The sequence below is a fragment of the Pseudoprevotella muciniphila genome (assembly GCF_003265305.2).
Classification (GTDB): domain Bacteria; phylum Bacteroidota; class Bacteroidia; order Bacteroidales; family Bacteroidaceae; genus Alloprevotella; species Alloprevotella muciniphila.
In genome coordinates this window covers 2217703-2237139 of record NZ_CP033459.1, presented here as the reverse complement: position 1 = coordinate 2237139, position 19437 = coordinate 2217703, and the positions used below count along the sequence as shown (strand labels likewise).

Sequence of the window (19437 nt, the reverse complement as noted above, 5' to 3'; positions counted from 1 at the left end):
TTTATTCAATCTTACTGATTATGAGAAATTTTGTGTAAATTTGTAGCGTCTTATTATAGATTTTAGAGAATTTTAAAATATAAGTACCATTAAAAACAAGATGAGAATGCACAGTTCTTTACCTTTTTTAGCACTAAAGACTACAAGCCGCTTAGCGGTATGCTTTAGGCAAAAATCTCGTAATGTACTTCGAGTTTTTATCACTATGATTTCGCTGGGTGTCTCCTTGTCTGCTTTAGCGCAAGACTTAGTACCATCAGCAACTGCCTCTGTTTTTGTTGCGAGTAACACTTCGCGCACCTTTGGTTTTGAAGAACAGAAAGTTAAAATCGGGGTTGGCGGACTCGACTACAATGTTGAGGTAGATGCCTCATGGCTTACTGCAACTAAGGAGAGCGACGGTGTACTACTTAACATTAGTAAGAACAGCGACAAAGAGCGCACAGCACAACTCACCATTTCTTCTAGAAATGATTATAAGAAGATAGCATTGACACAACAGGCTAACCCTATCTTGTCAGTAATTGGCGATCCTATTGCAGTTAGCAAAGCCACTGCCACTTCAGAAGAAAGCGCTAAAGAGAATACGCCCATCACTAATGCGACAGACGGCAATGGTTCCACATTCTACCACAGTGTTTGGAGTGATGGTAGCACATCGTTTCCTGTAACTCTCACATTCATATTTGATGAGGCCCAACATTTGGATCGTATCGTCTATATTCCTCGTGGCAACGGCACTGGTGTATTTAGGGATGTTACGATTTCAATAAACAATGGCAATGGCTATACTTCAGCCGGCTCTGCAACGTTCGACAACAACGATAAGATGAAGACGTTCAACTTTTCAGGCGATGGAGTGGACAATGTTAAAGCCGTACGAATTGTGGTAAACAGTGGTTATAACGCTTATATTTCCGCTGCGGAAATCCAATTTTTCGACGATTCAGAAACGGGACCAATGTATAGCAGTCTCTTTCTGGATGACCTGTACTCAAAACTCAAACCCGGAGTTACTCAAGCAAATATAGACACCATAAGAAACCCATTGCTTAAGAAACTTGCACAGGATTTGTTTGACGGCACTTACAGCACAAAATATCGCGTAGGGACATACCAAGCATATAGGCCTTATTGGGATTTAAGGGGCGAACTGTGCAATGCCCATCCTTACGACCAGCACGAGAACCCAACCGGCATTTATTTTGATGCTGGTGAGCAGGTCGCAATCATGGCAAACGGCATCGGTGACCGCGACATTCAACTTCAGATATACAACCTTGCCCTTGATGGTATGGGTGCTTCTTCAACTTATGCGCTGCAAGATGGTCTGAATGTTTTCACTGCTCTCAATCGCGGCACAAGTTACGTGCTTTATTATGCCAACGATTACAAGACAGCGCCCAACGTTAACCTCCACTTTATTTATGGACAGGAAAACGGTTATTTCAACCTCGACACAGACGATAACACTGTTTGGAAAGACCTTCTTGCAAATGCCAAGACAGAAGTGCTTGACATCCTCACCCCACGTATCCACATGGTAGCACCTCTCTATGCACTTAAAGCACAATGCCCTGCCCGAGGCCTTGAATTAGCACAGAAGTTGGATAGCGTAATCTGGCGTGAATGGGAAATCCTGGGATATTTCAAGCATGGTCGCGCCCCGAAGAATCATCAGTTCGTACGTCCTGCCCAATCAGGTCTCTTTGCCAGTACGGAAGGTTCATTCTGTGGTTGGGGATCATTTGGAGGCTGGGTAACTCCCGTAGGACTTGAAACGTGGGGATTGGCTCATGAGTTAGGTCACAACAACCAAGTTCCCGCTTTCCGATGGGTAGGTATGACCGAGGTTACAAACAACATTAAGTCGGCATGGGTACAATATACCCTGTCAGGTAACTGGTTGCGTCTTGAAGACGAAAACATGGACTGCATCATAGGAAGTGTGCGTGGTGGTCGTATGCAACGCTTCCTTACCGACAACGTGGTCAATCGCGAAATTTGGCAGACAGGTAGCGATCCCTTCAAAATCCTCGTTCCGCTATGGCAGTTGCTTCTTTATACGCGAGTTGCAGAAAAAGCAACTGATGCTTATCCTGATTGGTACGAACTCATTCGCAAGACTGCTACCATCAGAGATGAGAGCAACAACTCTACACGTAGATTGAATTTCCTACGATATTTCAGCGCAAGCGCGAAGTTGGATTTCCTGCCCTTCTATGAAAAAGCAGGAATGCTTATACCAATGAACAACCTTTATCTCGCTGACTATAGTGGCGACTACTATACCATTACTGAAGCGCAATACAAGACATTACGCACCAACATAGAACGCAGGAAATTCCCGAAAGCACCTGCCGAGATCATTTACATAAACGGCTACAACGTTCATATTTTCCGTGATGATATCAAACTGCGCGATTTACTTCCTGTCGGTACAGCCTGCACACCTACAGAACTGAACGGGCACCAAGTGGTCAAAGTGGATAATTACGCATGGCAAGGCGCAGTGGGTTACGAGACCTACACGGCTGACGGCAAACTACTCCATTGCTCGATTTACGGACTTGGGGACAGCCAGAGTTCCGACCGCTACACACATGTCATTTGGAAAACTAAAAACCAAACCGAAGAACCCGCATACATCATGGCTGTGGGATGTGACGGTACACGAGTTAAATGCTACGAACCTAAATAATCACCCTAAACTCCATACATAAAATATTATGAAACGACTTATTATCGCTTTAATGGTTTTGACGACTGCTTTGCAGATCGATGCTGCGAACATATTGTCGCTTGATGATTTAAGTTCGAGCAAAACCTACTACATACATACAAAAGAAGGTGGCTATCTCTATGCCAACACTGAGATGGCGAAGTACGACGGTCTCTCCTCTCCTACTGCCGATGACGCCCACCGGTGGGCCATAACAAAATCGTCCGCTACGGGACAAGTGTTTATCTATAACATTGAAGCCAACGCATTCCTTTCTGCTGCGAATGGTGCATGTCCGCTCCAGAGCAGTCCGACAATGATTCAACTTCTATCCACTGACCAGCAAGGTTGTTGGATTGGTTTTGCCGAAGGACAAGTCATCGCACTAAACAACCCTTCCGCGTCCTCACAGATTCTCTTTTTAGGCGACAACGGAAAGACACCCGATTTTCTTTCATTTGAAGAAGCAGGCAATCTTAGCCCTGAAGCCGAGAAAGAAATTACGGCAAAGGCTAAAATCTACGATACAAATCGCACTGAAGTACCTGTTATTTCTTCTATAGGAACGGCTATCACGAGTCTTGACCAACTGACCGACGGACTTACTTTCTTGTTCTATAGTACCGGTAAGTCTAAATATGCCTACGATGCAGGAGAAGCGCTGACTTTCGATAGCAACAGACCTGCTTTGAACGACATTACTAAGATGGCATACGTTTTTGTTGCTCATAAGATTGGCGATGAATGGAAATTCTCTACCATGGAAGGTAAATACATCTCCGGTTTTTCAGGCGGTGTATCAACGGGCAAAGAAGGCATAACTTTTACGGTAACAGAGAGCGCTACTACAGGAAGTTTCAACCTATATAATGCAAACTCATCACAGTATCTTAATGCCACGGCAGAGAAACCAGTAGGCTGGGGTGACAGCGAAGGAAACTCACGTTACCAAATCATACCTGTAACGCTTACTAATTCTGACAAATATTACCCTGTAACCTATTTATGTTATGAGAGCGATGGCGAAAATATGCGCTTAATGGACATTCAAACCTACGCAAAAACCAACAACCGCCTTTCTCCTCCTGCATTTGACGGTTATAAACGCACATCTCTGGTACAAGGCAACGGCGAGAGATTTCCATCTACAGTAATGACCGGACCCGCCGTAGCGGTATGTATTTATACTCGCCAACTCCAAAGCGTTCCAGTTATACCGACAACCATCGTCAATGGTGAGTTTGCGGACACCACCCATTGGTATCGTATTCGCGTGGGTGGGAAGTACATGCAATGGACGGCTGATGCCCCTGGTCATTATTACATATTCAACACAGAACGTCCCACCATGGACGACTCCGACTTGTGGTGCTTCGTTGGCAACAACATCACTGGCTATCGCATCTACAACCGTGCCGCCGGTGCAGCACTCCCATTGGCATTTGAAACCGAGCCAGTCAATTCCGACCTTCCTTTCATTTGCGACGGGCCATACAACGGTTGGAGCATCAGTAATGGCGGCACATCCGGCACTTGGTATTTATCGCCTGTGGGTACAGACGTTGCTGTTTATCTAACCAACGACGGGCAAGGTAAGTTGAGCGTTTACAGAGGTGCCTCGAACATCAATATCGATGAAGCGGCCTCTGAAATGCAGTCTTTCGCAGAAGTTGCAGCCGCTAACCTCGGCAACCGCGTAGGACAATATGATGGTGCAGAAGTAAATGAACTTGTAGCGGCATCTGAAAACTACACACTCAGCAATACTGCATTCAATACACTTCAACAGGCGTATAACAATTTTGCACTCAACGCTTCACGTGTGGAACTACGCGAAGATATGCTTTATCGCATTATCAACGTTAAGACAACAGCAACAGTTGCTACGTTGAAGGCAGACATTGATGCCACGACAGTTTCTCAAGACGGACGTAACGAAAGTGCACGCACACAACTTTGGCAAGTTCTGCCCATTGGCAATACGGGCTCATACTATCTGCTTAATCCTGAAAACGGACGGTTCATGGGACAGACAAAGAGTTCTGCTACAACTACATTGGAAGAGAATCCTTCAACACATTACTATGACATCGCGAACGCTCCCAACTCTATTGACCAATGGAGATTGCGCGATTTAGGATCCTCCGTTACCAATTATGTATCGCTCAACAATGGCACAGTGATTGGTGCTACTGCAAGCACAGAATCTGCAAAATGGTTTATTGAGCCGGCACGCACCTTCACCGTAACAACAGAAGCAAGCAATGGCGGCAATGCAGCAACCACACTTTTCCTACCATTCTCAGTGGAACTTCCCGATGGTATAACGGCTATGGCTGTTACGGCGAAGGATGACGGCGGTGTGGAATTCACATCATTCGAGAGTAACGTTGTTCCTGCTAATACGCCTTGTGTACTTATCTCCTCTACGAGCGGTTCATACACCCTCACAGAGACCACGACTCAAAATTCTGCGCCAGAAGGCAACTTGCTTACTGGTGTGGCTGTGCGCAGCAGCAACGAAAGTGAAGGCCTTTACACGCTTGATGCAAATGCCAACTTAATTGCCGCACCGGCAACACTTCCTGCATACTCTGCAGTTCTGGCGTATGACAACACCACATCTATCAACGCACTCGGAACAAACAAAGCAGGCGAAAGCATTTGGTACGACCTTAGCGGTCGCCGCCTGCACAAAGCACCAACTACCAATGGTGTGTATATTCAAAATGGCAAGAAGGTTCTCGTTCGCTAAATAAGAACTTCTTCCTTACAGAACAATAACTCGCAATCACTACTTTGTGGTTGCGAGTTTTCTTTCATTTTGAGTCTCATAAATAATTCACACAATCATTTAGCAAGGCATAAAAATCACGTCTTTAAGGAAATTTGTGTTAACTTTGCGCAGTTTTTGAGATAGATTGATGGTTATTGTAAGTAGATAAAAGTTATAAGGAGGCATAAATAATGAATTATAACGTTGTAACGGCCGACGAGGCTGCTCTGTTAATTCAGCATGGCGACACAGTAGGTTTCAGCGGTTTCACAGCCGCTGGATGCCCGAAGGAAGTGCCTTCGGCTTTGGCGCGTCGTGCTGAAGAGTTGCATGCTTCCGGCCAGCCGTTCCAAATTGCAGTATATTCAGGTGCTTCTTCCGGCGACAAGATGGATGGCGCCTTGGCAAGAGCGAATGCCATTTCATTCCGCATGCCTTATCAAAATGTGAAGGATATGCGTGCCAATATCAATGCACACAAAACCTACTATACTGATACCCATCTCTCCACCACTTCCCAGGATATTCGCTATGGTTTTCTGCCCGAACCTAATGTGGCGATAGTAGAAGCGTGTCAACTCACCGACAATGGCGAGATAGTGCCTACTTTCGGTGTAGGGATACTTCCTACCATCTGCCGTATGGCAAAGAAAATCATTGTCGAACTCAACGTGGCTGTGCCTCCTGCCTTCAGGGGCATTCACGACATTGTGGAACTCTCTGACCCACCCTATCGCCGTGAAATCCCTCTCTACCATGCTGGCGACCGCATCGGGCGCGACTGCATCAAGGTGGACCCGAAGAAGATTGTTGCAGTAGTCATCACTGAACACAACACGGAGGTAAACCAATTTAACGAGACCGATGAAGTGACCAGTGCCATTGCAGCCAACGTGGCGCATTTCCTCGAAAACGAGATGAAGGCAGGACGCATACCCGAGAGTTTCCTGCCGATACAGTCGGGTGTGGGGAATGTGGCAAATGCCATACTCAAGGACGTGGGAAACAGCGACTATATCCCGCCCTTCGAGATGTACACCGAGGTAATTCAGGACGCAGTGGTGGACCTCATCAAATGGGGACGTATCAAGATGGCGAGCGGCAGTTCGTTGACCTGTTCACCACAAAAAATCGATGAGATACTCGCAGCATTAGACTTCTTCAAGAAACGCATAGTGCTCCGCCCTACAGAAATCAGCAACAGTCCTGAAATCATCAGGCGAATAGGCATTATCAGCATCAACACAGCACTCGAAGCGGACATTTTTGGCAACGTGAACAGTAGCCATGTTTTGGGTAGTCGAATAATGAATGGTATCGGGGGATCAGGCGACTTTACACGCAATGCTTACATCTCCATCTTCACCACACCATCCACAGCCAAGGGCGAACTCATCAGCAGCATCGTGCCAATGGTTTCGCACCTCGACCATAGCGAACACAGCGTGAACGTCATTGCCACAGAATATGGCATAGCCGACCTGAGAGGCAAATCGCCTATACAGCGTGCTGAAGAAATCATCGAAAATTGCGCACATCCAGACTACAAACCCTTGCTCCACAAATACCTACGTTCAGGAGCAAAAGGACATACACCTATTAACCTCGACACCTGTTTCAACTTCCACAAGGCATACGCCGAAAAGGGCGACATGCGTTTGGCTGAGATGTGATGCTTTATATGCAAGAATTGTTTATCTTTGCACTTCAAATTACAAACTTAAAAAAAACGAATTATGAAAAGGTCATTTTTATTACTATGTGTAGCACTATGCTTTGGTAACAGCATTTACGGCCAGAGCCGTTTTCATGTCGATATAGACGGTGCTTTTAATTTAGGACTGCATGAGCACAGTTCGTATTATAAAGACAGCGGGCATCCACACGGCTATTCCTATGGATTGACTTTGCGCTATGATGTTTCTGAGCGTTGGTCGGCAGGTGCAGGTATTGCCCTCTCTCGCGAATTCAACCGCAACCACAGAACAGCACCCATTTATGCCACAGTGAGATACAAGGCTTTGAAGCAACTGCCAGAGACTTATGTTTTTACAAACGTGGGGTATTCGTCCAGTACACTTGGCAGTAAACTCGACTCTGGCTTTTCAGGCAGTCTGGGTATAGGCTATACAAAGATGTTTGCCAAGCATTTCGGATTAAACTTTCAGTTAGGCTACAATCTGAAAACTTTCAATAATGAGGATATGTATGGTGGTGATGACCATACTGACGTACGCCACTCCATTTTGTTTGGTGTCGGTGTAACGTTTTAGGTTTGAGCAATAAATTTGTCCGTTTCAAAAGATTTCATATCTTTGCAAAAAATACATGGTGTTTAAACCTATACAGTTTTTGCATATCAAAAAAACGTAATTACTCAAAAGACGTAGAGTTGCAGCGTAAGAACTGGGTTACGTAGAGATAGTTTTATCATTATAAAGAAGTCAAACAGAATATCAAACCTAAAAAATCACTATCATGAAGAAGAAATGGACTACAAGAATACTCACCTTGCTCTTTGTAGGTGGTATGGCAACAGCACTCACATCTTGTTGGGACTTTTGGTATGACGATGGTCCTTACTATCATCGTCCTGGTCCACGTCCTCACCCACACCCACATCGTTATCACCGTCACGGACCTAACGTAGATGCAAGCGTGAATACAGCAAACTTCACAGCCACTGCTCCACAACAGACGAATAAATAACGACACAACAGAATAAAAAGAAATCGGGAGGAAAAGGTTATTACACCGTTCCCTCCCGATTTTTATAGCGTATTCATAGTATGGTATTTTTCCTATGATTGTCTAAACCTCTACCTTGTTGATGAGCGCTACTGCATCTTCGCCGACTTCGATGGCAGAAAGTACATTGAAAATACGGTCGCTCCATCCTGCGATGAGGTAAACATCAGGCTTTGCAACGCGTAAAGGTGCCTGACCATAACCCACGAGGTCGAATAGGTAGAGACGCGCCTTGGGCGCCATCTTCTTGTACTGCTTCCAGGACTGCTCAAAAGCTTCATTGCTACCACGAGTGTCCCACATCTGCATATCAGTGAACATCATCACCTTGTCCATGACGATACCCTTCTCGATAAGCCAGTCAATTACCTTATAACCATTGGTGCTGTAGCCCACGGTGTTGGCAATGCTTGTCATCTGGCCTGTTGCCATCAGGATGCTGTCACCAGGCATGTTCACCACCTTCCATTCATCACCGAAGATACCTGCAACAACTTGCTTGCAACGGCTCTTCATCAGCATGGAGAGCAAGATGCCGATATCATAGTATAGGATGGTGCTTCGTGGGCTGACAGGCTGATACATCGAGCCACTTACATCGGAAGCCACCAACACCTTTGTGTTTTCGTTGAAACCTTCGATATTCTTAGCAGAATACTTCACAGCCTTTTCCAATGCATCCATCAGCATACTGGTGTAAAGTGAGTTCTCAGCCTTTATCTCGCGATAGGCAGAGAGATAGCGGAAAGGCAACTGCTTCGACTTTGCCACTTGCTCAGCATCAGCAAGACGGCTTGCCACCTTCTGCATTTCGAGCAACGACACGTCTGACTGAAGCATATTGCGCAGGTTGCGCATCAGTGCCATATAGCCCAACTTACCGCTGTTTATCAGTTCTTCCCACTTCAGGCGGAAAGCCTTTGTCTTCTCTTCCTCTGACTCGAACCCTGACTGTCCGAGGGCAGAGAGTTCGGTCTCCCATGTGTAGGGAGTCTTCAGAGTGCCATTCACAATCTTGTCGAACCATGCCTGCTGCTCTTCGTCCTTTGCCTTGGGGTGAACGAGGAACAAGGCGTCGCGGAGTGTTACCTCGATGTTGTCGCGGTTGTACTTGGCAAACTGGTATTCGTCGAAGCGGTTGAACGCTCGCTTGAGACCGTTCTGGATCTGACGCGACAACTTTCCAAGTTTCTTGACGGAACCCTTAGGGGCATTACGCCATTGGTAGCACATCAGCAATTCCATAATTTCATCGGCACGGAGCACTGTCTTCTCCACTGCCCTTGCCACGAGGTCGTCTCCATTGTGCACTTTCGCCAGTTCCACAAGCAAGAAGAGTGGTATGCTGCGAAGATGCATTTCTGTGCGTGTATATACCGCGAGTCGTGCCACGAACTCCGGCGACACCTGACGTACAAGCTGTTCGATGCGTTCCATCCGCTCGTCCTGCTTCTCATAGAATGTATCGCTGAGCGATGCGGTAACCACAGCAGAATAGAGTTCCAACTCAGGGGTCATGACGTATGCATTGGCACCCTCATGGTTCTTTACAACCCCCTGTCCATTCAAAATTGAATTGTACTTCATCTTCGTTACATTTTAATTGTTAAACATTTAGTATATTTTTGAAAACGGTGCGACAGTCGTGAAGAGTCTGTTATTATCATCGAAGTATCCCTGCACTACGGCAATCGTTTTCTTTTTGCAGAAGCTACTGTCGGGCGACGGTCGGGAGTATCGCCAAGATTTTTGAGAAAAACCAGTAAAAACCCTCCCTTATAGGTGCGAAGTATCCGTTTCCCTACGGCATTCTGCATATTGTTGCGGAGGCAGGATTCGAACCTACGACCTCAAGCTTATGAAACTTGCAAGCTGACCAATTGCTCTACTCCGCTATGAAAGCAAGGCTATTTGAGAAAAGACGATGTTTTTGCTCTACCTAACTGAACTACATAACTTGAATTATGACAGGATTTGAACCTGCGACCCCAAACTGAAGTATTTCTTTTCTACGGCACTTGCTTTTATTATAATATAAGGAGTGATGCAACATGCGCAAGAGGACTTAAAAACCGACACTCTATAAAAGAGCACGAGCTAAAACATTAAATGTTTACTCAAGGCTCGTTATGGACGAAGTAACCTCTCGCTACGGCAATCACCACCTTTATTCATTCTTTCAAAGAACACCTTTGTCGTTTATGGGTGCAAAATAAGAGAGCCACTCCGCAACTTATTTGCGTAAACAAAAAAATATCAAAAAAAATGCAAAAATTTTTACTCTGCGCAAATAGGCTGCGGAGAAATGCCTAAATTTGAAGGTGAAAACCGTGAAAATTGCAGTTTAAAATAAAAAAAAAGATGTTATGCCGGTAAACAAAAATGCCCTCATCCGTTATAAGACGATAGACAACTGTCTGCGCAACCCCTACCGCCGCTGGACTATAGAAGACCTGGTAGATGCCTGCTCCGATGCCCTGTATGAATTTGAAGGCATCAGGCGAGGTGTCTCCCTGCGCACGGTACAAGGCGACTTGCAGATGATGCGTAGCGAAAAACTCGGTTACAATGCACCCATCGAGGTTTATGATCACAAGTATTACAGATATTCTGACCGCGACTATTCCATAATGAACCTGCCACTCTCGCACAACGACATCGAGACAATGACAGAGGCAGTGAACCTGCTTCGGCAGTTTGAGGACTTCGACCATTTCAGCGAGATGTCGGACGTGGTGAGCCGACTACAGGACAATCTGGCAATGGCACGCGGAAAGAAAAAGATAGTAGATTTTGAGCGCAACAGCGACCTGAAAGGGCTGAGGTTTCTGAACCCCATCTATAACCACATTGCCCAGGAGCATACCATCATAGTGAAATACCAGTCGTTCACAGCACGCACGGCGCGCTCATACACCGTTTACCCCCACCTGCTGAAAGAATTCAACAACCGGTGGTTCCTCTTCTGCACCACTTACAAAGGGCAACTTTTCAATTTCGCCCTCGACAGGATTATTTCCATAGAAGTGGCAGAGGACATCCCCTACAAAAACAACCCGGACTTTGACCCGGAGGTCTATTTTGCCGACATCATCGGCGTAACCCGTTGGGGCGACCCGGTCGAGGTTACCTTCTGGGCAAGCAATGAGCAGTCCAAATACATCGCCACCAAACCTATCCATCCCTCACAAAAAGTCGTAGAAAGAATCAGGGAAGACGGCAGCATGATTTTCACCATGAAAGTGGAGCCTAATTGGGAATTCTTCTCCAGAATGCTCAGTTTCGGTCCTGGCATACGCATACTGTCGCCCAAGGGCGTGGTACGCGAGATGAAAAGGAAAATAAAAAGAGCACTCGAACTTTATTCAGAACCGAACCGGAATAGTTGAGAGTGGACAGTTGAGAGTTGAGATAGTGGAGGTGAAAAGTTTGGACAAAAAAATTGGGTTACCGCCGTAACCCATCTGTTAACCTTAAATCTAATACTATGAAAAACACGATGCAAATATAGTTTTTACAAAATACTAATGCAACAATATGCACTATTTTTCGCTACATATTAACATATATTAACAATTTTATATTATTTTTGTAATTTTAGAGATAGCAAAACGCCTATAACATAATATAGAAACCAACTATTGCGAAAATAAAATGTACTTTTGCAAAAAAAATAGTGTAACAAAGACTTTTGAGAAATGAAGATAGAAATACCTGACATATCGGCTTTGCCGCGCGCTGCGGAAGAGTTTGTTGGCGCGATGGGCCAACGTTGCGTCTTTGCTTTTTATGGCAAGATGGGTGCAGGCAAGACAACGTTGATTAAGGCAATTTGTGCTGCGTTGCACATCGAAGACACTGTTAATTCGCCCACATTCTCGATAGTGAACGAGTACTGCAGGGCTGACAATGGCGAAGCGGTGTTCCATTTCGATTTCTACCGCATCAAAACATTGAAGGAAGTGTACGACATGGGCATCGAAGAATACTTCTATAGTGGCAGCATCTGCCTGATAGAATGGCCCGAACTGATTGAACCGCTATTGCCCGATGACGCTGTGCGTGTTTCCATCGTGGAGAATGCTGATGGTAGCAGGACGGTGGAATTGTAACACTGACCGGACAAGTAGAGAAAAACAATCAGTCTGCACGTAACTAAAAAGTGCAGACTGATTGTTTATTGATGAAGATGCTGTCTATTTAGAACATCTTTTCGGGATATACGCCTTCTTCGTGTAGTTTCTTGAATTTTTCGACTACTTCGGGGCGGTCTTCCGGATAGGTTACGCCGAACCACTTTGATGTAGTGTCGAGTACTTCGCATGTGGCAACACCTCTCTTGATAAGGTCGTCCACCATAAGCGGAATAAAGAATTCGCTCTTGAGGTTCTCCATATTCTTCGGGTCGCTGAGGAACTTCTTGAAGTATTCGTTTGAATACTCGAAATAGTCGGGTGTGAAACCCCAAAAGTTCATTGAAACGGGTGTTGTGTCGGGTATTTCCACCCATGTCTCGCCATCGTCGTCAAGGTATTTCACCTTGCCATCGAAACGCTGGATCTTTGTGCGCTCCACAACAGAGGTAAGATAGTGGTTCTCATCGTTTTCGCAGATGCCGCGCGAAACGGTACCACTGTCGCTGAGCGTGTTATCCACACGGAAGCCCACCATGGCATATTTTCCTTTGCTGCCTTCGGGGAGTTCGCTGAGGAATTTACCCATTACGCGGAAAGCATCGCGATCGTAGAAGTCGTCGCAGTTGAGCACGGCAAACGGCTCTTTGATGGCTGTCTGACCCATCATTACGGCATGGTTCGTACCCCAGGGCTTTGTACGTCCTTCAGGACAGGTAAAACCTTCGGGGAGCGCATCGAGTGCCTGAAACACCACTTCGCAAGGGATGTGATCCTCATACTTTGAGAGTACGATTCTGCGGAAGTCGTCTTCAAAGTCCTTGCGGATAACGAAAACGAGTTTGCCGAAGCCGGCATTTATGGCATCGTAGATGCTATAGTCCATAATGGTTTCACCGTGAGGGCCGAGACCATCGAGTTGTTTCAGGCCACCATAACGGCTGCCCATACCTGCTGCGAGCAAGAAAAGTGTTGGTTTCATTGATTTTTATTGTTTTTTAGTTTTGGTTAGTTGTCGCAAAGTTACAATTATTTTGATAATATGCGTTATATTTGTCTTGTTTTACAGAATAAAAATACGCCTGTTCAGCGCCTATCCGCCCCAGTTGCGGTCTATCTTATGGTTTTTTACAAAATTGTTGACGATTTCGAGCACGGTATTGCCATACATTTCCAGTTTTTTCTCCCCCACTCCTGATATCATTCCTAATTGTTCCTTTGTTTCAGGAAGAAGTTTGGCAATGTTCTTAAGTTCTGCATTGTTAAATATCACGAACGCAGGCACATCCTGTTTCCGGGCTTCATCCAACCGCCATACACGCAGTTGCTCATATAGTTGGGGATATTTCAGGTCATCAGATGCATCAGCAATTTTCTTTGTGGATTTTTTGATACGTTCTTTCCTTTGACGCGCCATCTGCCTTGTTTTTTCGATATCATCATCGCCATCGAGCCCTGCAAACACGAGTGCTCTGTAGCGCAGAAAACTCTCCGGTTTCAATCCTTCTCTGCTGACGTATGCCAGCATTTTCAGCCGTTGGGAGAGCCATTCCGTAAATGCTTTGTAAGTCTCGTCCGTGCGTTTTTGCCCTTCTTTATTGTTGGTTTTCAGTGTAGTTTCCGACAGTTCTTTTGCAAGTGCAGCGAGCGGTTCGATGAAGTAGTCTGCCCCTTTCTGCAGCCGCTCCTGAAGCAGGGTGTTGTGTTCTATCGTTTCGTTTCCCGAGAGCAGTCGGTCATACTGTTTATGGAAATTCACCGAAACAGTTTCCAACTGCGGCAACGTCTCGTTTGTCCAATTCCTGTAATTGGCATACGTTGCAGGGTACATTTGTCGATGAAACTCATCAAGCAGACGGATAAAAGTGTTGAGGTGTTTTTTCAGCGATTCCATGCTGAAGAGGTCATCGAGCAACTCCATCTGATAGTCACGCTCCATGTCTGAGAGTTCGTTCTCTGCAGGTTTGTTTTGTCCCAATGTCTGTGTGAACTGCACCACATTCCAGTCTGTTATGATAGCAGACTGAGGAAGAGGAGTGCTCAGCACAAGGCCTTCGAGTGTGCGCAGACGGCTGAGCGCCACGTAGGTCTGTCCGTGTGAAAAAGCACGTCTGGCATCGATGATGGCGCGGTCGAAAGTCAGCCCCTGACTCTTGTGGATGGTGATTGCCCAAGCCAGTTTCACGGGATATTGCCGGAACATACCATCTGTGATTTCTTCAATTTCTTTTGTCTCTTCATTCAGCACATACCTCGTATTTTCCCATTCCATGGGCTCAACACACACATCTCCACCGCTTTGCAGATGCACATTAAAGCCCTCTCCGTCAAGACGCGTTACCGTTCCTATGCTGCCGTTATAGTAGGCATGTTCAGGGTCGTTCTTCACGAACATCACCTGTGCGCCCTCCTTCAGTGTGAGGATGTCGGCTGTAGGATATGAGTACTCCGGGAATTTTCCATCTATTTCTGCTTGGTAAGTATAGGCTTTTCCCGTGAGGTTATTGAGTTCTTTCTGGTTGATATTGTCTGCTATTGCATTGTGGGTTACGAGACGGATATATCCATCCTCTTTTTTGGGCTGAAAATTAGGGATGTATCGCTTGTTGAGTTCTGCCAACACTGCTACATCGGCAGTATTGTCGCGCACACGGGCAAGGAGGTCCAGAAACATACTGTCGCTCTGACGATAAACCTGCCTTAGTTCAATAGTGGCACACTTACACGCCTTGAAGACTTTACTGCTGAAGAAATATGGTGTGTCGTAATAAGGTCGCAGCATAGCCCATTCGCTCTCCTTGGCTACGGGCGAGAGTTGCTGCAAGTCGCCAATCATAAGCATCTGCACACCGCCGAAAGGTTTGTCGTAGGCATGGCGGATGCGGCGAAGTGTAGCATCAATGTGATCAAGCAAGTCTGCACGAACCATAGATATCTCGTCGATGATAATCAGTTCGAGACTTCTAATCAATTTGATTTTTTGTTTCCTCAGATTGTATGTCTCTTTTTTGAACACACTACCAGGAACGTAAGGGGTAAAAGGCAGTTGGAAGAACGAGTGGATGGTGGAGCCGCCTGCGTTGATGGCGGCTATGCCTGTTGGGGCTAGCACCACTTTCCGCTTCTTGCATTCAGTACACATCTGACGCAGGAAGGTGGTTTTTCCCGTCCCTGCCCTTCCGGTAAGAAACAGGTTGGAATTGGTGTATTTTACTACTCGCTCAGCTATTTTCAGTTCTTCGTTGTTCATTTTGATAACCCAGTGTTTTACTGCAGAAGTCTTACCCTTCATTGTAAGACCTACAAAGTTAAACTTTTTTGCATAACGAGCCTTTTGCTTCCAGCGTTTTTATTTTCATGAAACTCGCCTTTCTTCAAATTACTTCAATTTACTTTTATTTGTCAAATATACTTCTTAAAAGAGGCACAAAACGTTGGTTTTTTCATTATTTTTATTTAATTTTGCAAAAAATTAGATGAAAAGACGATTATTTTGTCATTAAACAGACTCTTTTGTTGGACATTTGTCATTATGCCTGCAAAACTTGTGTGACCAAGATAATGCGTCATTCTTACTTATATAAAACGAATAGACTATGGTTTATGACATAGACATGCTTCGCATCTTTTATGCTGATTTCTCCGACCGGCTTTCTGCTGTGCGTGAGAAATTACAGCGTCCGCTCACCTTTGCAGAAAAGATATTGTACGTCCACCTTTACGATGCCGGCAAAGTTCGTGCATACATGCGCGGTGAGGATTATGCCACGTTCCGTCCCGACCGCGTGGCGATGCAAGACGCAACGGCACAGATGGCTCTGTTGCAGTTTATGAATGCAGGGCGAGAGAATGTTGCTGTGCCTTCTACAGTGCACTGCGACCATCTCATTCAGGCGCATAAAGGTGTAACGAACGACCTTCCGGTGGCAAAAGAATATAATGCCGAGGTGTATGATTTCCTTCGTACTGTAGCAGCAAGATACGGCATTGGTTTCTGGCAACCCGGTGCCGGCATCATCCATCAGGTGGTACTGGAAAACTATGCCTTTCCCGGTGGTATGATGGTAGGTACCGACAGTCACACACCCAATGCCGGCGGTTTGGGCATGGTAGCCATTGGAGTTGGCGGAGCAGATGCCGTGGACGTAATGGCAGGCATGGAGTGGGAATTGAAGGTACCGAAAGTGATTGGTGTGCACCTGAAAGGCAGACTTCACGGTTGGGCAAGCGCCAAGGATGTCATCTTGAAACTTGCAGGAATGCTGACAGTAAAGGGTGGAACCAATGCCATTCTGGAATACTTTGGCGAGGGTGTGTCAAGCCTCTCGTGCACGGGCAAGGCTACTATCTGCAACATGGGTGCCGAAGTGGGTGCCACGACATCGCTTTTCCCCTTCGACAGGACTATGGCAGAATATCTCCGTCGCACAGGACGCGCAGAAGTTGCAGACATGGCAAATGCAGTCTCTCTCTGTGCTGACGCAGAAGTGCTTGAGAATCCAGAAAAATACTACGACCGCGTCATTGAAATCGACCTCGACACACTTTCGCCATACATTAACGGACCCTTTACACCGGATGCCGCGTGTCCGGTGGCAGAGATGGCTGAAAAGGTGGAGCGGGACGACCTGCCCGATACGGTTGAGGTGGCACTGATAGGTTCGTGTACGAATTCTTCGTATCAGGACCTTGCGCGCGTGGCATCAGTGCTAAGACAAATCCGCGAGAAGCACCTCAAGCCCAAGGCTTCGCTCATTATCAACCCCGGTTCGCAGCGCATCAGTGCCACACTGCAGCGCGACGGGCTGATGCAACTCTTCGAAGACTGCGGCGCCGTTGTCATGACGAATGCCTGCGGACCTTGCATCGGGCAGTGGAAACGCATTACCGATGATTCACAGCGACGTAACACGATAGTAACCAGTTTCAACCGCAACTTTGCCAAACGTGCTGACGGAAATCCCAACACCCATGCTTTTGTGGCATCACCCGAAATGGTAGCAGCCTATTTCATCAGCGGCTCACTGTCATTCAATCCTATAACAGACACATTGCTCAACGAAAAGGGAGAGTACGTAAAACTTGACATACCACATGGTGAAGAACTGCCAGTAAATGGTTTTGTGGACGACACCACCGGCTACACTCCCCCCACTACAAATGCAGGAGAAGTCATCATCCGCGAGGGCTCCGAACGCTTGCAGCGACTCATGCCCTTCCCGAATTCCATATCGGAGACTATTCCGACATGACTTTGCTCATCAAGGTCAAGGGAAAATGCACTACAGATCACATTTCCATGGCAGGACCTTGGCTTCGTTATCGTGGACATTTAGAAAACATTTCCCGCAACTTACTGATGGGTGCCGTCAATACTTTCAACGACAAGACCAACGAAGTCGTCAATGTTCTGACGGGCGAAATCGGCACTGTTTCAGAAGTGGCAACATATTACAAGCAGCAGAAAATTTCGAGCATCGTAGTGGCTGAAGACAATTATGGCGAAGGCTCAAGTCGCGAACATGCAGCAATGGAACCGCGTTTCCTGAACGTTAAGACAGTTCTCGCCAAGAGTTTTGCCCGAATTCATGAAACGAACCTCAAGAAACAGGGCATATTGGCAATCACTTTTGCCAATTCCTCCGACTACGACCGTATCCGCCAGGATGACCGCCTGTCGGTTGTTGGATTAGAAGATTTCACCCCCGAAACGACGCTTCAAGTCAGAATTCTTCACAGCGACGGACAGACGGAGACATTCTCCGTTTGCCACACCTACAACCAGCAACAGATAGGTTGGCTGAAAGCGGGCAGTGCCCTCAATTCATTATCAGGTAAAAAAGTATAGAAAATGACTAAGATATCCAAAACCGGAAATACGCTCCACGTACCCTCAACGCCTACCATCCCCTTCATAGAAGGCGACGGCGTGGGCAAAGAAATCACATCTGCCATGCGCAAAGTTGTGGATGAAGCCGTAAAAAAGGCGTATAATGGCGAACGCCGCATAGAGTGGAAAGAAGTGCTTGCAGGTCAGAAGGCATACGACAATACGGGTGAATGGCTACCTGCGGCTACCATGGACGCGTTCAAGGACTATCTGGTAGGCATAAAAGGTCCGCTTACCACACCCGTTGGCGGCGGGATACGTTCGCTCAACGTGGCACTGCGACAGGGACTCGATCTCTTCGTGTGCCAACGCCCCGTCAGGTGGTACAAAGGTGTGGTCTCGCCCGTGAAGAACCCTGAATTGGTCGATATGACCATTTTCCGGGAAAACACGGAAGACATCTACGCCGGCATAGAATGGGACTGCGGCACCCCTGAAGCCCGCAAATTCCATACATTCCTGCACGACGAGATGGGTGTTAAGAAAGTACGCTTCCCCGAAACGTCATCTTTTGGCGTAAAGCCTGTTTCGCGCGAAGGCAGTGAACGACTAATCCGTGCCGCGCTGGATTTCGCGCTCGAACACGATCTCAAGAGAGTAACGTTCGTCCACAAAGGCAACATCATGAAGTTCACCGAAGGCGGTTTCAAACGCTGGGGCTACGAACTCGTAGAAAGAGAATATGCCGATGCCGTGGCAGACGGACGACTCGTCGTGGACGACTGCATTGCTGATGCTTTCCTGCAAAACGCACTCCTCAAACCCGAACACTATCGCGTCATTGCCACACTCAACCTCAACGGCGACTATATCAGCGACATGCTGGCTGCCATGGTGGGCGGCATCGGCATAGCACCGGGAGCAAACATCAATTACAGCACAGGTACAGCCATCTTCGAAGCCACACACGGCACAGCGCCCGACATAGCAGGGAACGACATCGTGAACCCATGCTCCATCATCCTCTCGTCGGTGATGATGCTGAACTATATCGGCTGGAAAGAAGCAGCCGACCGGATAGAACGCGCCATGGAGGATTGTTTCGCAGAAGGCATTGCCACTAATGACCTCGCACGTTTTATGCCTAACGGACAGGCACTCTCAACAAGCCTTTTTGCAGAAGCGCTCGTCAGCCGCATGCAATAATTACATTAGGGTTTTTGCTTTG

Annotated in this window: 11 protein-coding genes, 1 tRNA gene and 1 pseudogene; 9 read left to right on the top strand and 4 right to left on the bottom strand. The window is 46.7% G+C overall.

Translation table 11 applies throughout. From position 1 onward, the window contains the following. Positions 1–205: 205 nt before the first annotated feature. From C7Y71_RS08985 to C7Y71_RS08965, 5 genes are all read left to right on the top strand, one after another. Positions 206–2701, top strand: coding sequence for a M60 family metallopeptidase (locus tag C7Y71_RS08985; RefSeq protein WP_193215893.1), 2496 nt, complete (start codon positions 206–208; stop codon positions 2699–2701). 28 nt (positions 2702–2729) lie between these two features. Further along, positions 2730–5477, top strand: coding sequence for an RICIN domain-containing protein (locus tag C7Y71_RS08980; RefSeq protein WP_146739393.1), 2748 nt, complete (start codon positions 2730–2732; stop codon positions 5475–5477). Between the two features lie 212 nt (positions 5478–5689). After that, the gene (locus tag C7Y71_RS08975) at positions 5690–7171 is read left to right on the top strand and encodes a succinate CoA transferase (RefSeq protein WP_111898177.1); all 1482 of its coding nucleotides are present in this window, start codon (positions 5690–5692) and stop codon (positions 7169–7171) included. Positions 7172–7234: 63 nt separating this feature from the next. Continuing rightward, positions 7235–7771: an outer membrane beta-barrel protein gene (locus C7Y71_RS08970; protein WP_111898178.1), complete on the top strand. Its 537-nt coding sequence runs from the start codon at positions 7235–7237 to the stop codon at positions 7769–7771. 205 nt (positions 7772–7976) lie between these two features. Then, positions 7977–8207: a hypothetical protein gene (locus tag C7Y71_RS08965; protein ID WP_146739394.1), complete on the top strand. Its 231-nt coding sequence runs from the start codon at positions 7977–7979 to the stop codon at positions 8205–8207. 102 nt (positions 8208–8309) lie between these two features. Here C7Y71_RS08965 and C7Y71_RS08960 read toward each other — a convergent pair whose 3' ends face one another. Both C7Y71_RS08960 and C7Y71_RS08955 read right to left on the bottom strand, forming a co-directional pair. Further along, positions 8310–9833, bottom strand: coding sequence for a TROVE domain-containing protein (locus C7Y71_RS08960; protein WP_111898179.1), 1524 nt, complete (start codon positions 9831–9833; stop codon positions 8310–8312). 234 nt (positions 9834–10067) lie between these two features. Further along, positions 10068–10141, bottom strand: a tRNA-Met gene (locus C7Y71_RS08955). Between the two features lie 471 nt (positions 10142–10612). Here C7Y71_RS08955 and C7Y71_RS08950 point away from each other — a divergent pair. Both C7Y71_RS08950 and tsaE read left to right on the top strand, forming a co-directional pair. Next, entirely contained in the window at positions 10613–11635 is a 1023-nt protein-coding gene (locus C7Y71_RS08950) for a helix-turn-helix transcriptional regulator (RefSeq protein ID WP_111898180.1), read from the top strand. A gap of 309 nt (positions 11636–11944) precedes the next feature. Further along, positions 11945–12358 (top strand): tRNA (adenosine(37)-N6)-threonylcarbamoyltransferase complex ATPase subunit type 1 TsaE, encoded by a 414-nt coding sequence (tsaE, locus tag C7Y71_RS08945; protein WP_111898181.1) that lies wholly within the window; start codon positions 11945–11947, stop codon positions 12356–12358. An 88-nt stretch (positions 12359–12446) separates the two neighbouring features. Here the strand turns inward: tsaE and C7Y71_RS08940 are convergent, their stop codons facing one another. Both C7Y71_RS08940 and C7Y71_RS08935 read right to left on the bottom strand, forming a co-directional pair. Then, on the bottom strand, positions 12447–13361 hold the full coding sequence (locus C7Y71_RS08940) for a glycosyltransferase family protein (RefSeq protein ID WP_111898182.1): 915 nt from the start codon (positions 13359–13361) through the stop codon (positions 12447–12449). A 111-nt stretch (positions 13362–13472) separates the two neighbouring features. Further along, positions 13473–15629, bottom strand: a complete 2157-nt coding sequence (locus tag C7Y71_RS08935; RefSeq protein ID WP_193215892.1) for an HRDC domain-containing protein — start codon at positions 15627–15629, stop codon at positions 13473–13475. 346 nt (positions 15630–15975) lie between these two features. Between C7Y71_RS08935 and C7Y71_RS08930 the strand changes: the two are divergent. Both C7Y71_RS08930 and icd read left to right on the top strand, forming a co-directional pair. Then, positions 15976–18227, top strand: a pseudogene (locus C7Y71_RS08930) (aconitate hydratase). Between the two features lie 3 nt (positions 18228–18230). Next, positions 18231–19415, top strand: a complete 1185-nt coding sequence (gene icd / locus C7Y71_RS08925; protein WP_111898185.1) for an NADP-dependent isocitrate dehydrogenase — start codon at positions 18231–18233, stop codon at positions 19413–19415. Positions 19416–19437 lie beyond the last annotated feature (22 nt).

Bases quoted from the DNA above. Each gene is read 5' to 3' on its own strand.
- C7Y71_RS08935 (WP_193215892.1), bottom strand. From the start codon at position 15,629: ATGAACAACGAAGAACTGAAAATAGCTGAGCGAGTAGTAAAATACACC.
- C7Y71_RS08940 (WP_111898182.1), bottom strand. From the start codon at position 13,361: ATGAAACCAACACTTTTCTTGCTCGCAGCAGGTATGGGCAGCCGTTAT.
- C7Y71_RS08985 (WP_193215893.1), top strand. From the start codon at position 206: ATGATTTCGCTGGGTGTCTCCTTGTCTGCTTTAGCGCAAGACTTAGTA.
- tsaE (WP_111898181.1), top strand. From the start codon at position 11,945: ATGAAGATAGAAATACCTGACATATCGGCTTTGCCGCGCGCTGCGGAA.
- C7Y71_RS08975 (WP_111898177.1), top strand. From the start codon at position 5,690: ATGAATTATAACGTTGTAACGGCCGACGAGGCTGCTCTGTTAATTCAG.
- icd (WP_111898185.1), top strand. From the start codon at position 18,231: ATGACTAAGATATCCAAAACCGGAAATACGCTCCACGTACCCTCAACG.
- C7Y71_RS08970 (WP_111898178.1), top strand. From the start codon at position 7,235: ATGAAAAGGTCATTTTTATTACTATGTGTAGCACTATGCTTTGGTAAC.
- C7Y71_RS08965 (WP_146739394.1), top strand. From the start codon at position 7,977: ATGAAGAAGAAATGGACTACAAGAATACTCACCTTGCTCTTTGTAGGT.
- C7Y71_RS08950 (WP_111898180.1), top strand. From the start codon at position 10,613: ATGCCGGTAAACAAAAATGCCCTCATCCGTTATAAGACGATAGACAAC.
- C7Y71_RS08960 (WP_111898179.1), bottom strand. From the start codon at position 9,833: ATGAAGTACAATTCAATTTTGAATGGACAGGGGGTTGTAAAGAACCAT.
- C7Y71_RS08980 (WP_146739393.1), top strand. From the start codon at position 2,730: ATGAAACGACTTATTATCGCTTTAATGGTTTTGACGACTGCTTTGCAG.